Annotated in this window: 13 protein-coding genes; 9 read left to right on the top strand and 4 right to left on the bottom strand. The window is 64.4% G+C overall.

The window, feature by feature from the left end; translation table 11 throughout:
* Positions 1 to 25: 25 nt before the first annotated feature.
* From JQ592_RS11040 to JQ592_RS11000, 9 genes are all read left to right on the top strand, one after another.
* Entirely contained in the window at positions 26 to 1,816 is a 1,791-nt protein-coding gene (locus JQ592_RS11040) for a peptide ABC transporter substrate-binding protein (protein ID WP_211402874.1), read from the top strand.
* A 30-nt stretch (positions 1,817 to 1,846) separates the two neighbouring features.
* The gene (locus JQ592_RS11035; protein WP_211402873.1) at positions 1,847 to 2,806 is read left to right on the top strand and encodes an ABC transporter permease; all 960 of its coding nucleotides are present in this window, start codon (positions 1,847 to 1,849) and stop codon (positions 2,804 to 2,806) included.
* Positions 2,772 to 3,689 (top strand): ABC transporter permease, encoded by a 918-nt coding sequence (locus JQ592_RS11030; protein WP_211402872.1) that lies wholly within the window; start codon positions 2,772 to 2,774, stop codon positions 3,687 to 3,689. Before JQ592_RS11035 ends, JQ592_RS11030 begins: the two co-directional genes overlap by 35 nt.
* Positions 3,689 to 4,684 (top strand): ABC transporter ATP-binding protein, encoded by a 996-nt coding sequence (locus tag JQ592_RS11025; RefSeq protein WP_211402871.1) that lies wholly within the window; start codon positions 3,689 to 3,691, stop codon positions 4,682 to 4,684. Before JQ592_RS11030 ends, JQ592_RS11025 begins: the two co-directional genes overlap by 1 nt.
* Positions 4,681 to 5,649 carry an ABC transporter ATP-binding protein gene (locus JQ592_RS11020; RefSeq protein WP_211402870.1) on the top strand — a complete coding sequence of 323 codons (969 nt, stop codon included), beginning with the start codon at positions 4,681 to 4,683 and terminating at the stop codon, positions 5,647 to 5,649. Before JQ592_RS11025 ends, JQ592_RS11020 begins: the two co-directional genes overlap by 4 nt.
* 224 nt (positions 5,650 to 5,873) lie before the next feature.
* Positions 5,874 to 7,010: a TRAP transporter substrate-binding protein gene (locus JQ592_RS11015; protein ID WP_211402869.1), complete on the top strand. Its 1,137-nt coding sequence runs from the start codon at positions 5,874 to 5,876 to the stop codon at positions 7,008 to 7,010.
* Between the two features lie 103 nt (positions 7,011 to 7,113).
* Positions 7,114 to 7,782: a TRAP transporter small permease subunit gene (locus tag JQ592_RS11010; protein ID WP_211402946.1), complete on the top strand. Its 669-nt coding sequence runs from the start codon at positions 7,114 to 7,116 to the stop codon at positions 7,780 to 7,782.
* A complete protein-coding gene (locus tag JQ592_RS11005; RefSeq protein ID WP_211402945.1) occupies positions 7,782 to 9,680 on the top strand; it encodes a TRAP transporter large permease in 1,899 nt (632 codons plus the stop codon). The genes JQ592_RS11010 and JQ592_RS11005 overlap by 1 nt, the downstream gene beginning before the upstream one ends.
* A gap of 220 nt (positions 9,681 to 9,900) precedes the next feature.
* Entirely contained in the window at positions 9,901 to 10,095 is a 195-nt protein-coding gene (locus tag JQ592_RS11000) for a hypothetical protein (RefSeq protein WP_211402868.1), read from the top strand.
* Positions 10,096 to 10,153: 58 nt separating this feature from the next.
* Here the strand turns inward: JQ592_RS11000 and JQ592_RS10995 are convergent, their stop codons facing one another.
* The 4 genes from JQ592_RS10995 to JQ592_RS10980 all read right to left on the bottom strand — a co-directional run bounded on the left by JQ592_RS10995 (position 10,154) and on the right by JQ592_RS10980 (position 14,185).
* Positions 10,154 to 10,321 (bottom strand): hypothetical protein, encoded by a 168-nt coding sequence (locus JQ592_RS10995; protein WP_246820339.1) that lies wholly within the window; start codon positions 10,319 to 10,321, stop codon positions 10,154 to 10,156.
* A gap of 141 nt (positions 10,322 to 10,462) precedes the next feature.
* Positions 10,463 to 12,367 (bottom strand): sensor domain-containing diguanylate cyclase, encoded by a 1,905-nt coding sequence (locus tag JQ592_RS10990; RefSeq protein ID WP_211402867.1) that lies wholly within the window; start codon positions 12,365 to 12,367, stop codon positions 10,463 to 10,465.
* A gap of 179 nt (positions 12,368 to 12,546) precedes the next feature.
* Positions 12,547 to 12,768 carry a dodecin gene (locus JQ592_RS10985; protein ID WP_080135072.1) on the bottom strand — a complete coding sequence of 74 codons (222 nt, stop codon included), beginning with the start codon at positions 12,766 to 12,768 and terminating at the stop codon, positions 12,547 to 12,549.
* A 154-nt stretch (positions 12,769 to 12,922) separates the two neighbouring features.
* Complete coding sequence (locus JQ592_RS10980) at positions 12,923 to 14,185, bottom strand: glycosyltransferase family 87 protein (protein WP_211402866.1); 1,263 nt, start codon at positions 14,183 to 14,185, stop codon at positions 12,923 to 12,925.
* Between the last annotated feature and the right edge of the window lie 303 nt (positions 14,186 to 14,488).

The following is a 14,488-nucleotide window of genomic DNA, read 5'->3' as shown; positions in this document are numbered from 1 at the left end:
TACGGGAACCAGACGGGGGACAACCATGCTGGATAAAGAACTGCGTTCGATGATCGGTCAGGTGAAGGACGGGCGGATGGATCGCCGCGCCTTCATCAAGCGCCTCGCCGCGGTCGGTCTCACCGCTCCCCTGGCCAACCAGATCCTGGCACTCGGCGGCGTCGCCATGGCCGAGGGCCCCACCACCTACAAGCCGACCAAGCGTGGCGGCGGCGGTGCGCTGAAGCTGCTGTGGTGGCAGGGCCCGACTCTGCTCAATCCGCACTTCGCCACCGGCACCAAGGACCAGGACGGCTCGCGCCTGTTCTACGAGCCGCTCGCCTGCTGGGATCCGGACGGCAACATGAAGCTGGTTCTGGCCTCCGAAATTCCCTCGACCCAGAACGGCCTGCTCGCCGCCGACGGCAAGTCGGTGACGTGGAAGCTGAAGCCCGGCGTGAAGTGGCATGACGGCAAGCCGTTCTCCGCCGACGACGTCGTCTTCACCTGGGAATACATCATCGATCCCGCGACGGCCGCCGTCACGGTAGCGACCTATCGCGACATCACGGTCGAGAAGGTGGACGATCTGACGGTCCGTCTCTCCTTCAAGAAGCCGACGCCGTTCTGGGCGGATGCCTTCGTCGGCGCAACCGGACAGATTCTGCCCAAGCACCTGTTCGCCGAGTACAAGGGCTCCAAGTCCCGCGAGGCGCCGAACAACCTCGCGCCCGTCGGCACCGGCCCCTACAAATTCATCGAGTTCAAGCCCGGCGATCTCATCCGCGGTGAGATCAACAAAGACTATCACATGCCGAACCGGCCCTATTTCGACACGCTCGAGATGAAGGGCGGCGGCGACGCCGTCTCGGCCGCGCGTGCGGTGATCCAGACCGGCGAGTACGATTTCGGCTGGAACATCCAGGTCGAGGACGACGTGCTGTTGCGCCTGGAGAAGGGCGGCAAGGGCAAGACCATCTACGCCGTCGGCGGCGACACCGAATTCATCGCGCTCAACTTCACCGACCCCGGCACCGAGGTCGACGGCGAGAAGTCGTCGATGAAGACCAAGCATCCGCTGTTCTCCGACCCCGCCGTGCGCAAGGCGCTGTCGCTGCTGGTTGATCGTGATTCCATCAAGAAGGCGATCTACGGCCGCGCCGGCCGCACCACCGCCAACTTCCTCAACGGTCCGGAAAAGTTCGTCTCCAAGAACACCTCCTGGGAGTTCAGCATCGAGAAGGCCTCGAAGATTCTGGACGATGCCGGCTGGAAGCCGGGCGCGGACGGCATCCGCGAGAAGGACGGCAAGAAGCTCAAGCTGCTGTACCAGACCTCGATCAACGGCCCGCGCCAGAAGACGCAGGCGATCGTCAAGCAGGCCTGCCAGAAGGCCGGCATCGACGTCGAGCTGAAGTCGGTCGTGGCCTCGGTGTTCTTCTCGTCGGACGTCGCCAATCCCGACACCTACGCGAAGTTCTACGCCGACATCGAGATGTTCCAGATCCCGATGAGCCAGCCGGATCCGGCCCAGCACATGCGCCGTTATCATTCGAGCAACGTCGCCACCAAGGAGAACAAGTGGCAGGGCACGAACTTCCCGCGCTTTGTCAACAAGGACTACGACGCGGCGATCGACGCCGCCGACGGCGAGATGGATCCGGTCAAGCGCGTGGCGCTCTACATCAAGGCCAACGACATCCTGTTCCAGGAGACCGTGTTCATTCCGGCGCAGCACCGGCTCAAGGTGGAGGCGGCCTCGAACACGCTGCGCCCGGTGATCTCGGGCTGGGCCAACGAAACCGACAACCTGTTCGACTGGTACCGCGAGGAATGATCCCCCAGCTCTAAGACGGGGCCTTCCCTCATGAGTCAATACGTCCTGCGCCGCCTCCTGATCGCGATTCCGAGCCTGCTCGGAATCTCGGTCGTGCTGTTCGTCGTGCTTGCGCTCGCCCCCGGCGATCCGTTCTCTGAACTGGCGACGAACCCGAACGTGCCGCCCGAGGTGCAAGCCGCACTCCGGGCCAAGTTCGGTCTCGACGATCCGATCCACCTTCGTTACCTGCACTGGCTCAACGCCATGCTGCACGGGGATTGGGGCTTTTCCTTCGTCAGCCGGATGGACGTCGACACGCTGATCCTCCAGCGTCTGCCGGCCACGCTCTACGTGATCGGCTCGGCGCAGGTCCTGGCGCTGCTGATCGCGATTCCGGTCGGGGTCTATGCCGCGACCAAGCCTTATTCGCTGTTCGACCAGATCGCCAACACGCTCGCCTTCGTCGGCTTCTCGCTGCCGACCTTCTTCACCGGCATCCTGTTCATCCTGATTTTCTCGGTCACGCTGGACTGGCTGCCCTTCGTCTACACCACAGACATCAAGGCCACCGGCTTCCGCTGGGTGCTGGAGATGATCCGTCAGGCCATCATGCCGGTGGCTGTGCTCGGCCTGTTCCAGGCGGCGTCGATGACGCGCTTCGTGCGCTCGGCGATGCTCGACGTCATCAGGCTCGACTACGTCACCACGGCGCGAGCCAAGGGCCTCGGCCAGGCCACGGTGATCGTCAAGCACGTGATGCGCAACGCCATGATCCCCGTGGTCACGCTGATCGCGCTGCAGATGCCTGCGGTGTTCGGCGGCGCCATCGTCACCGAGCAGATCTTCCGCATCCCCGGCATCGGCTCGCTGCTGATCTCCTCCATCCTTTCCAACGACACGCCGGTGGTGATGGCCGTCACCTTCGTCTTCGCGTGCCTCGTGGTGCTGTTCAACCTCATCGCGGACGTCCTTTATGGCTGGCTTGACCCTCGCATCTCCCTCCGCTGAGCGGGGCGCCTACTCGCCCTGGCGCGAGACGTGGCGGCGCTACAGCCGTCACAAACTCGCCGTCGTCAGCGCCTTCCTGCTCCTCATTCTGGTTCTCGCCGTCGTGCTTGGGCCCTTCGTGTGGCGTGTGAAGATCAACGACATCGACATCGTCGCGGGCATGCAGGGACCGTCGTTCGCCCATCCTTTCGGGACCGACGATCTCGGCCAGGACATCCTGGCGCGCATGATCTATGGCGGCCGCATCTCGCTCGCGGTGGGGCTCGCCGCGATGCTGGTCTCGGTCTTCATCGGCACGCTGATCGGTGCGCTCGCCGGCATGTCGCGCGGTGCGCTCGGGCACGGATTGATGTGGCTCACCGACCTTTTCCTGTCGTTGCCGCAACTGCCGCTGCTGCTCCTGCTCATCTATCTCTTCCGCGACGGGCTGAAGCAGGTGTTCGGTCCCGAAGGCGGCATCTTCATCCTGATCGTGCTCGTGATCGGGGGCTTGCGCTGGATGCCGGTGGCGCGGCTCGTGCGCGCGCAGTTCCTGTCGATCCGCGAGAAGGAGTTCGTCGAGGCGGCCCGCGCGCTCGGCGCCAGCCCGGTGCGGCAGGTGGTGCGCCATATCCTGCCCAATGCGGTCGGCCCGGTGATCATTGCCGGCACCATCGACGTCGCCGCCGCCATCATCGCCGAATCGACGCTGTCCTTTCTCGGTCTCGGCTTTCCACCCGACACGCCGACCTGGGGACGACTGCTGTATGACGCCAAGGACTTCCTCGACATCGGTCCGCACTGGGCGCTGTTTCCGGGCGGCGCGATCTTCATCGCGGTGGTCGCCATCAACTTCATCGGTGATGGCCTGCGTGACGCGCTCGATGCGCGACGGGTGATCTGATGGCGCCGCTGCTCGAGATCAAGGGCCTGAAAACCCACTTTTCCACCGACGACGGCATCCTCCAGGCCGTCGACGGCGTCGACATCTCCATCAACAAGGGCGAGACGCTCTGCGTCGTCGGCGAGTCCGGCTGCGGCAAGACCGTGACCGCGATGTCGATTCTGAAGCTGATCGCGATGCCGCCGGGCCGGATTGCGGCCGGCCAGATCATCTTCGAAGGCCGCGATCTCGTGCCGCTGACCAGCAATCAGCTCGACGAGATCAGGGCCAAGGAGATCGGCTTCATCTTCCAGGAGCCGATGACCTCGCTCAATCCGGTGCTCACGATCGGCGAGCAGATCGCCGAGAGCCTGCGCCGGCACGAAGCGGTGACCAAGAAGCAGGCGCTCGAACGTACCATCGAGATGCTGAAGCTGGTGCAGATCCCCAACGCCGAAGGCCGCGTGCACAATTATCCGCACCAGTTCTCCGGCGGCATGCGCCAGCGCGTGATGATCGCGATGGCGCTCGCCTGCAAGCCGAAGCTGATCATCGCCGACGAGCCCACCACGGCGCTCGACGTCACCATCCAGGCGCAGATCCTCGACCTCTTGCAGGACATGAAGGAGCGCTTCGGCATGGCGGTGATGCTGATCACCCATGCCATGGGCGTCGTCGCCGAGACCGCGCAGCGCGTCGTCGTGATGTATGCCGGCAAGGTGGTGGAGGAAGCGCCCGTCGACGATCTCTTCGGCGATCCCCGCCATCCCTATACGCAAGGCCTGATCCGCTCGATCCCGCGCATCGATCTCGACAGCGAGCACAAGACGCGGCTGGAGGCGATCGGCGGCTCGGTGCCGATCCTGATCAATCCGCCGGTGGGCTGCCGCTTTGCGCCGCGCTGCAAGTTCGCCATGAACGTCTGCACCGAGAGGGAGCCGCTGCTGCGCGAGGTCTCGCCCGGCCATCGCATGGCCTGTCACCTGGGAGATACGCAGTTGGGAGCCGCGTCATGAGCGAACCCTTGCTCCGCGTCAGCGGCCTGAAGAAACATTTCCCCGTGCTCGGCGGCCTGCTGTCGCGCCAGGTCGGCAGTGTCTATGCGGTCGACGGCGTGTCGTTCTCGGTCAATCGCGGCGAGACGCTCGGCCTCGTCGGTGAATCCGGCTGCGGCAAGTCCACCACGGGCCGCTGCGTGCTGCGCCTGATCGAGCCGACCGATGGCGAGGTCACCTTCGACGGCCAGGACGTGCGCAAGCTCGGCGGCAACGATCTGCGTGCGATGCGGCGGAACATGCAGCTGGTGTTCCAGGATCCGTTCGCCTCGCTCAATCCGCGCATGACGGTCGGCGCCATTCTCGGCGAGGCCTTCACCATCCACAATCTGGCCTCGTCCGCCAAGGAGCGCGAGGAGCGCGTTGCGGGCCTCTTGGTCAAGGTCGGCCTGAAGGCCGAGCACATGCGGCGCTATCCGCACGAATTCTCCGGCGGCCAGCGTCAGCGCATCGTCATCGCGCGCGCGCTTGCGGTCGAGCCGAAGCTGATCGTCTGCGACGAGCCGGTCTCGGCGCTCGACGTGTCGATCCAGGCCCAGGTCATCAACCTCCTGGAAGACCTCCAGGCCGAGCTGAACCTCACCTACCTCTTCGTCGCGCACGACCTCTCGGTGGTCGAGCACATCTCCGACCGCGTGGCGGTGATGTATCTCGGCCGCATCGTCGAGCTCGCCAAGGCCAGCGACCTCTACCGCCATCCGCAGCATCCCTACACCAAGGCGCTGCTATCGGCGGTGCCGGTGCCCGATCCCAAGCTCAAGCGCGAGCGCATCCGCCTCAAGGGCGACGTGCCGAGCCCGATGAAACCGCCGTCCGGCTGCCACTTCCACACCCGCTGCCCGATCGCCCAGCCGCGCTGCGCCGAAAGCGCGCCCGAGCTGAAGGAGGGGGCAGGCGGGCACTTCGTGGCGTGTCATCTGGCGTAATGGTGCAGCGCGTCATGCGCAGCAGGCGCCTTCACGCTGCCGCTTAATTTAATCCGACGGGCGGGGAATAATTCGAACAGGCGAGTTGGCGTCGTCCTGCACGCCCTCCGCGTCGAAGCGTCGCATCGTCCGGAACTTTCTTGCCAAAGTCCGGCGCAAGTCCTTGTCTTCTCCTTACAAAAAAAATGGGCGATCCGTCACGGATCGCGCTGAGGGAGGACATCATGACGAACACGAGCAAGGACGGCGCGTCGACGCGCCGCCGTTTTCTGAAGGCTGCCGCAGCCGGAGCGGCCGCCACTGTCGCCGCGCCAACCATCGCCCTGGCGCAGGGGCCGATCAGCATGCGTTGGCAGAGCACCTGGCCGGCCAAGGACATCTTCCACGAATACGCGCTCGACTATGCCAAGAAGGTCAACGACATGACCGGCGGCGACCTCAAGATCGAGGTGCTTCCCGCCGGCGCTGTGGTGCCGGCCTTCGGCCTGCTGGATGCGGTGTCGAAGGGCACGCTCGACGGCGGGCACGGCGTGCTCGCCTATCACTATGGCAAGCAGAACGCGCTTGCGCTGTGGGGCTCGGGTCCGGGCTATGCCATGGATGCCAACATGCTGCTCGCCTGGCACCGCTATGGCGGCGGCAAGGAGCTCCTCGAGAAGCTCTACGCCTCGATCGGCGCCAACGTCGTCTCGTTCCCATACGGGCCGATGCCGACCCAGCCGCTCGGCTGGTACAAGAAGCCGATGACCAAGGTGGAGGATTTCCAGGGCCTGAAATTCCGCACCGTCGGCATCTCAATCGACGTGTTCACTGGCCTCGGCGCTGCGGTCAACGCGTTGCCGGGTGGTGAGATCGTTTCGGCGATGGACCGTGGCCTCTTGGATGCGGCCGAATTCAACAACGCCACATCCGATCGCGTCCTCGGCTTCCCGGATGTTTCCAAGATCTGCATGCTCCAGAGCTACCACCAGAACGCCGAGCAGTTCGAGATTTTGTTCAACAAGACAAAGTTCGACGCGCTGCCGGAGAAGATGAGGGCGATCATCGCCAATGCGGTCGACGCGGCGGGCCAGGACATGGCCTGGAAGGCGATCGACCGCTATTCCAAGGACTACGAGGAGCTGCAGACCAAGGACAAGGTCAAGTTCTACAAGACGCCGGACTCGATCCTCCAGAAGCAGTTGGAGGTGTTCGACCAGGTGGCCGAGAAGAAGTCGGCAGAGAACCCGCTGTTCAAGGAGATCGTCGAATCGCAATTGGCCTTCGCCAAGAGGGCGACGCAGTGGGAGCAGGATACGGTGGTCAGCCGCCGCATGGCCTACACCCACTATTTTGGTCCCAACGCCAAGAAGAAGAGCTAGCAGGCTCATCGCACGATCGAAGCGTCATCCGGGACCGCAACCCGGATGGCGCTTGTCTTGTCTCTAGGCAGCAGTAACGCCAGGATTGGCGATGGCAACGCACATGAATCCGCAGCGCTTTCTGTACACCATTGACGCGATCAGCACGTGGACCGGCAAGATCGCGGCCTGGCTGGTCGTGGGCCTGATGGCGCTGGTCTGTGCCGAGGTCTTCAAGCGTTACATCCTCAACATGCCGACCGCCTGGATCTTCGACGCCTCGAACATGCTGTATGGCACCCTGTTCATGATCGCGGGCGCCTATACGCTGGCCCAGAACGCCCATGTTCGCGGCGACTTCCTCTACTCTTCGATGCGGCCGCGCACCCAGGCGAGCCTCGACCTCGTGCTGTACCTGGCGTTCTTTCTGCCCGGCATCGCCGCGCTGGTCTATGCGGGATGGGACTATGCGCAGGATTCCTGGCGCATCAACGAGCATTCCAACGTCACCGCCGAGGGGCCGCCGGTCTACCACTTCAAGTTCATGATTCCGCTCGCGGGCGCTCTGGTGCTGCTGCAGGGTGTAGCCGAAATCGCCCGCTGCGTGCTCTGTCTCAAGACAGGGACCTGGCCGGGCCGGCTCGCCGATGTCTCCGAAATCGACGTCATCGAGGAGCAGCTTGCGCACAGCGAACATGTCGACGAAGAGGCGCGGAAGGCGGCGATCGCACGCGCGCAGGACATCGAGGAAAGCGCGCGGCAGCGCGGCATGGGCGGAGACCTGCAGGGATGATCAGCGATCCGGCACTCGGACTCTTGATGCTCGTCCTCATCGTGGTCGTGATCATGATGGGCTTTCCGACCGCCTTCACCCTGATGGGGCTCGGCATGTTCTTCGGCTTCTTCGCCTATCACCGGGCGGGCGAAGCCTGGGGCGACAACCACATCTTCGACCTGATGGTTCAGCGCACCTATGGTGCGATGACCAACGACGTCCTGATCTCGATCCCTCTGTTCGTGCTGATGGGCTACGTCATGGAGCGCGGCGCGCTGGTCGACAAGATGTTCTACTCGATCCAGCTCGCCTTCCGCCGTGTGCCTGCCTCGCTCGCGGTGGCGACGCTGATCGTCTGCACGTTCTGGGGCATCGCGAGCGGGCTCGTCGGCGCGGTCGTGGTATTGATGGGCGTTATCGCCTTCAATCCGATGCTGAAGGCCGGCTATGACGTCAAGCTCGCCTCCGGCGTCATCACCGCCGGCGGCACGCTCGGCATCCTGATTCCGCCCTCGGTGATGATCATCGTCTACGCGGCCGTCGCCGGACAGTCGGTGGTGAAGCTCTACGCGGCGGCGATGTTTCCGGGCTTCTTCCTGGCCTTCCTCTATCTCGTCTACATCGTCGGCTGGGCGCTACTCAATCCGAAGATTGCGCCGAAGCTTCCCGAAAGCGAAACCAAGGTTCCGGTCCGTCCGTGGATCGTCACGCTGCAGCAGGCCTATTCGCGCAAAGTGCTGCCGGCGCTCGTTGCGGCCCTGCTGGCGCCTGCCAGGATCGTCAATGCCGGCGTCGATGGCGCCCGCGTCACCTATTCGACGCTGGTGCGGAGCCTCGGCTACGCGCTGGTGCCGCTGGTCCTCACGCTTGCAACGCTCTGGGCCGCCTGGTGGTACGTCGTGATCCACCAGCAGGCCGACATTCAAACACCGGTCGCGGCCGCGACGCAGCAACAGCCGCGCGCGGAGGAGACGCTCCAGCCGCTCGGCGCGGGCGCCCAGCAGCAGGAGAGCGCCGAAGAAAAGCTCGAGGAGCTCGGCGGCGCCGCCAGCCGGTCGGAGAGGGCCACGACGAACGCGCCCGAGGTGCTCCAGCAGATGGGCAGTGCCGAGCTGCGGGGCAAGACCACGGCCGCGCCCGCGGAGTCCGGACCGCCGCCTGAGTTCTATACTTACTTTGCCGTCGTCGCCGGCATCTGCGCGCTCATGCTCCTCTATTACTACTGGACCATGGAAGCCGAGCAGTTCGAGGTGCTGCGGCTCCTGGTCATGTCCGTGATGCCCCTCGGCATCCTGACGGTGGTCGTGCTCGCCGTGATCCTGTTCGGCATCACCACCGCGACGGAATCGGCGGCAGTGGGTGCGGCCGGCGCCTTCCTGCTCGCGTTCCAGGCCAGGACGCTGGACTGGAAGCGCACCAAGGAAGCGGTGTTCCTGACCGCCAAGACCACCTCGATGGTGTGCTGGCTTTTCGTGGGCTCGGCGTTGTTCTCGGCCGTGTTCGCGATCCTCGGCGGCCAGGCGCTACTCGAAAGCTGGGTGCTCTCGCTCAACATGTCGCCGGTCCAGTTCATGATCCTGTCGCAGGCGATCATCTTCCTGCTCGGCTGGCCGCTGGAATGGACCGAGATCATCGTGATCTTCGTGCCGATCTTCCTGCCGATGCTGAAGCACTTCAACATCGATCCGATCCTGTGGGGCGTGCTGGTCTTCGTCAACCTCCAGGCCGCATTCCTGTCGCCGCCCGTGGCGATGTCGGCGTTCTATCTGAAGGGCGTGGCGCCAAAGCACGTCACGCTCAACCAGATCTTCTCCGGCATGATGCCCTACATGCTGATCGTGATCGTCTGCATGGTGTTCATGTACATCTGGCCCGGCCTGACGCTGTGGCTGCCGAACTATCTGTACGGAAGTTGAGCATCGAACGTCTCAGTGCTTCGCCGGCCTGGAATCCGGCTCCTCGAAACGAAGGCCGGCGCACCCGCATTCGACGCCGCCATGGGCCGGCATGGATCCGCCGGCCGCTCCTTGGGCGAAGGAGTAAGCGGAAAAATTCATTTCGGAGTGTGAAGCATCTTACACCACATGGCTCCGATGGTGCTAGAATGGCCACGCTTCTTGCTTGAAGGAGGCCCCGATGCTGACGCCCTTCAACAGGCCGTACTGGGAACAGAGCGCCCGTGACTGGACGATGAGGCTTGGCGCGCTCATGCCCCAACCGTGGAAAAAGCCCGCCGAGCCCAAACCACAGCGGCCCCCATGGCGGCACTTCGACGATACCCATCATTGGGACTCGACCGCGGAGGAATGGGTCCCCAATCACGACAAGTGATTGCGCCGGGGCCGAGCCTGCCTGGACGCCTTCACCGGCGTTACGATGTTACGCATATTCATCCATGAAGCAGGCCATATTCCGAGAGGGCCTGCCCGAACGCCTCGTGGATGAACTCGCTGGTCGTCCCCGCCAGTTCTGCCAGGCAGGCGACACGCTTTGCCCTGTCATAGTCGCAGAGCACGTTGTCCATGTCGAAGAGGACCAGCTTGATTCCATCAGTCACGGCAGCACTCTCGGATTGGCCGAACATCCGGCCCTGACTGCAGTCATATCCTGCCCGAGTATTGAGGACAAACCCGGGACTGTCTCTACGGTTGTGGTGCGCGGCGCAGCGTTCGCTACGCCTGGTGAGCGATCGATCCCGTCACGCGGTCTTCGCGGGCCAGGGAACGACCTGTCCCGACATCACCAGCCGGTCACGGCCGCGGTCCTTGGCAGCGTAGAGCGCGCGATCAGCAGCCGCGACCAGCGTGCTGGAGTCCGCCGTGGTTTCCGATGGCAGGCTCGCCGCGGCGCCCACGCTGACGGTCACCAGGCGAGAGGGCGGGTTTTGCGCATGCAGCATGGCGAGATCGTGCAGAGCCTGGCGAATCGCTTCGCCGACCTCGGCGCAGCCGTCCGGGCCGGTGTTCGGCAGCAGCACGGCGAATTCCTCGCCGCCGTAGCGGGCGGCGAGATCGCCTGGGCGCCTGGCGTGGGCGGACAGAATCCGACTTAACGCGCGAAGGCATCCGTCGCCCGCCAGATGTCCGTAATGGTCGTTGAACTTCTTGAAGTGATCGACATCGATCAGCAGGAGCGAAAGCTGCGTGCCGTCGCGCCGGGCGCGCGCCCATTCATCGGTGAGGCGTTCGTCGAATGCGCGCCGGTTGGCAAGGCCGGTGAGGCCGTCGGTCGTCGCAAGCGAGGCGAGCTTGTCCTGAAGATCCTTCTGCTCGGTCATGTCGCGCACGACTGCGACGACGCCGTCGATCTCGCCACTGTCCGACGCCAAGGTCACGTGCAGCGCCGCCTCCGCCCAGATCTCACCCTTGTCCCGATGACGTTGGCGATAGACGAACCGCGCTTCCTCGGCCTCGCCATTCTTCAGCGCGGTGATGGCCTGCTCGACACGTTCCATGTCGTCCGGGTGGATGCCGGCCAGGGCCGAAGTCGTCAGCAGCTCGTCGGCGGACCAGCCGGTGATGCGCACGCATGCGGGAGAGACGTAGAGCAGCCGGTTGTCCATGCCGATCCGGGTCACCATGTCGCTGGACTGCTCGGCCAGCAGGCGGAAATTCGCCTCCTTGGCGACCAGGGCCTGCGCCATGCGCTGGCGCTGCACCAGCTGACGGACCAGATAGAAGCCGATCAACGCGATCAGCAGGACGAGACCGAGGACGAAGGTCATGCGCGCGGTTGCCGCGCGGCGCCAGGGCCTAAGCACGTCGTCCTGCGACTTGCTTGCCAGCACCATCAGCGGATAACGGCTGCTGCGCTGGTAGTAACTCAGCCGCTGCACGCCATCGAGCGGCGACGTGAAATAATAGACCGCCGCGGCGGGACGGCTTGCCCAGGTCTTGAACAAGGGCGCATTTGACAGGTCGCGGCCGACGAAGGCACTGGCCTCGTCGCGGCTGCGCGCCAGCATGATGCCGCCGTTGTTGAGCAGCGATGCCGAGCCGTTCGGCCCGAAGTCGAACCGCTCGTAGAATTTCACGAAATAGGCGACGTCGATCGTGAGCAGGGCGACGCCGGCGAAGCTGCCGTCCGGGCGGTCGATCCGGCGCGACGCAGTGATGATCCACTGGCCGCCGGCGCGGCTCTTGACGGGACGTCCGATCAGCGTGCCCTTCTCCGGGGAGTCGCGGTGTTGCCGGAAATATTCGCGGTCGCTGTTGTTGAGCTTGGAGAAATCGATGCGCTCGGTCGTGGCGAGCCAGCGGCCGGTCTCGTCATAGATGAAGATGCCGCGGATGCGGTCCGACGATTTGCGGGTCGGCAGATAGGTCTGGAGCTTTGCGATCGTATCGGGGCCGGTCCCGTCGAGCTCCAGCCGGTGGACCAGCCCGACCAGGATCGTGTCGGCGAGCTCGAAAGTGTCGTCCGCGTGCTGGATCAGCGATTGCGCGAGATTCGTGACGTCGATCTCGGCGTTCCTGAGATCGGCATTGCGCGTCTCCCATTCGCGCCAGGCGCTCAAGCCGAGGATCGCCACGCAAATCAGCACGACGAAGCCTGCCGCCCAGAGCGGAAGGCGCGTCTTGGCGAATTCGCGGCTCGTGACCATCGGCTTGCTCCAAATCGGAGCAAACCTCTCACTTTGGACTTAACGGCGTGTTGCAATATCCGCGATGATTGTGCGCGGTCCGTATTCAACCGGTGGGGTCGATATATCTTGATCGACTCTCGTCGGCAGATGTTAACCACGCTGCGGCGGTGTAACGGGTTTGCCCGGAATCGGCCGCGTCATCCCTCCAGCGTGAAGCCGACCCGCAGTGTCACCTGATAGTGGCGCACGGCGTTGTTCTCGATGTGGCCGCGCGTCTGCACCACCTCGAACCATTTCATCTCGCGGACGGTCTTGGCGGCGCGGCCGATCGCGTTCTTGATCGCATCCTCGATCGAGGTCTCGGATGATCCGACCAGTTCCAGGATCTTGTAGACGTGATCCTTCTCGGCTGTGGGCATGAGGGTACTCCCCTTGGGCTGTGGCGGGCCCGGATACCGCTCCCGAGGTCAAGAGCGTTGGGCCTCCCCTGTGAACGGGCACCCGCGCGTCGGGTTCCGTGCCCGGCGATGGCCAGCATGCACCAGGCGAGGTGGGGCGGCCAGCGTCCGCCAGCTAGGCGCTATCCATGGATTCGGCGCGGCGCGACAGGACGATCGGCTCTCTCTGCCGGCTCCACGGCAGTTTTAGCAGGAGAAGCAGCAGCGCCATCAGCGCGAAGCCGCCAATGGCGGGTGCGAAATGCTGACTGGGATCGGCTTTCTGCGCGACTTGCACGGCCAGCCGCGCCGACTGCAGCAGTCCATAGGCGCCGGCGAGCAGGATCAACCCGTACATCCAGCTGCGCTCGCGCGGGCGCGCCAGCCCGGCGAGCTCAGGCAGGATCAAAGCAAGACCGATCCCCAGCATCGGCAAGTCGTAATCATAGGCGTAGGGGCTGATCATCACCGACACCATCACCGTAATGCCAAGTGCGAATTTGGACGACGTGCCACGTGCCGTGCAGACGAGGACGGCAAACAAGGCCAGCCCCGCAACGGTCACTTGTCCCCAAAAGGCGATACTTGCCGGAAGGCCGGCCTTGTGGAGCGCCGCATAGGCCGAGATCATGCGATAGAGCGGATAGGAGCCCTGCTCGAGATAGCTCGCCGATTCCTTGATCGCGCCCAGCCAGGCCGTCCAGATCTGCCAGCCGAACAGGAGCGTGCAGAGCAGCGAGCTCGCCAGCACAACGACTGCTGCGGTTGCTAGCGCGACCCAGCGCCGCGTCGCCAGCAGATAGACGCCGACGGCGATCGCAAGGTGCGGCTTGATCACCATGGCGCCGAGCGCAAGGCCTGCCAGAAGCGGCCGCCGTTCGACGTTGAGGCAGACGAGCCCGATCAGCGCGCCGGTGAGAAAGCCGTTCTGTCCGGAGCCGATGGTGATCGCCAGCGCCGGAAACAGGATCACCAGCACCAGCGCGAAATTCGCGGCCGCGATCGCTCGCAACACCGTGAGATAGAGCGTGAGGGTTGCGGTCGCGAACAGGAGATAGCCGACGCCGACGGGGAGGAACGCGAACGGCGCGAGCAGCAGACCGTATTGCGGCGGATAGGTCCAGGGCATGAAGCCGGTCGCGCCGCCGGCGGCCTCCATCTGCAGCTTCAGCAGTGCTTCGAAGTGATAGACCTGGTCGAGGTCGCCGCGCCAGACGCGCTGCGCGACGATGTGGAAGGCGTCGAAATCGGCAAGCCCGCGGTCCGTCCAGCCGCCCAAGCGGGCGAACCAGAAGGTCTTGAAAGCTATGACCGCCGCCAGCGCGGCCAGCACGAGACGCACATAGGTCGCCCGCTTCGACGGCGAGAACCGAACCCGTTCCAGTGTTTCGGCGAGCATGCGGCGGCAACCTCGTACCTGACGGATTGGCAACCGGGCGGGCAGGTCCGCAGATCCCAGCAAAGCTGCCATTGGAGGCTTAAGAGACGGTAACGAATATGGAAGGATTTCGACGGCGGAGCCGCCCCTGGCGATGTGGGGGCGCAAGGATCTGGCCCGTCACCAGTCTCGTGCCGGATGACGCGCTTCCCGGCCGAGTGGCGTGAGCGGTCGAGACGTCTTTGCGAAATCGCCCGCGGGCGCCCGATGGGTGCGCTTGCCCGTTCGGGGACAGGCAAGCTAATTTCGGTGAGGTTTCCTGGC

Origin of the sequence: Bradyrhizobium iriomotense (assembly GCF_018129405.1) — a bacterium.
Classification (GTDB): Bacteria; Pseudomonadota; Alphaproteobacteria; order Rhizobiales; family Xanthobacteraceae; genus Bradyrhizobium; species Bradyrhizobium iriomotense_B.
This window is presented reverse-complemented; position numbering and strand designations above follow the sequence as displayed.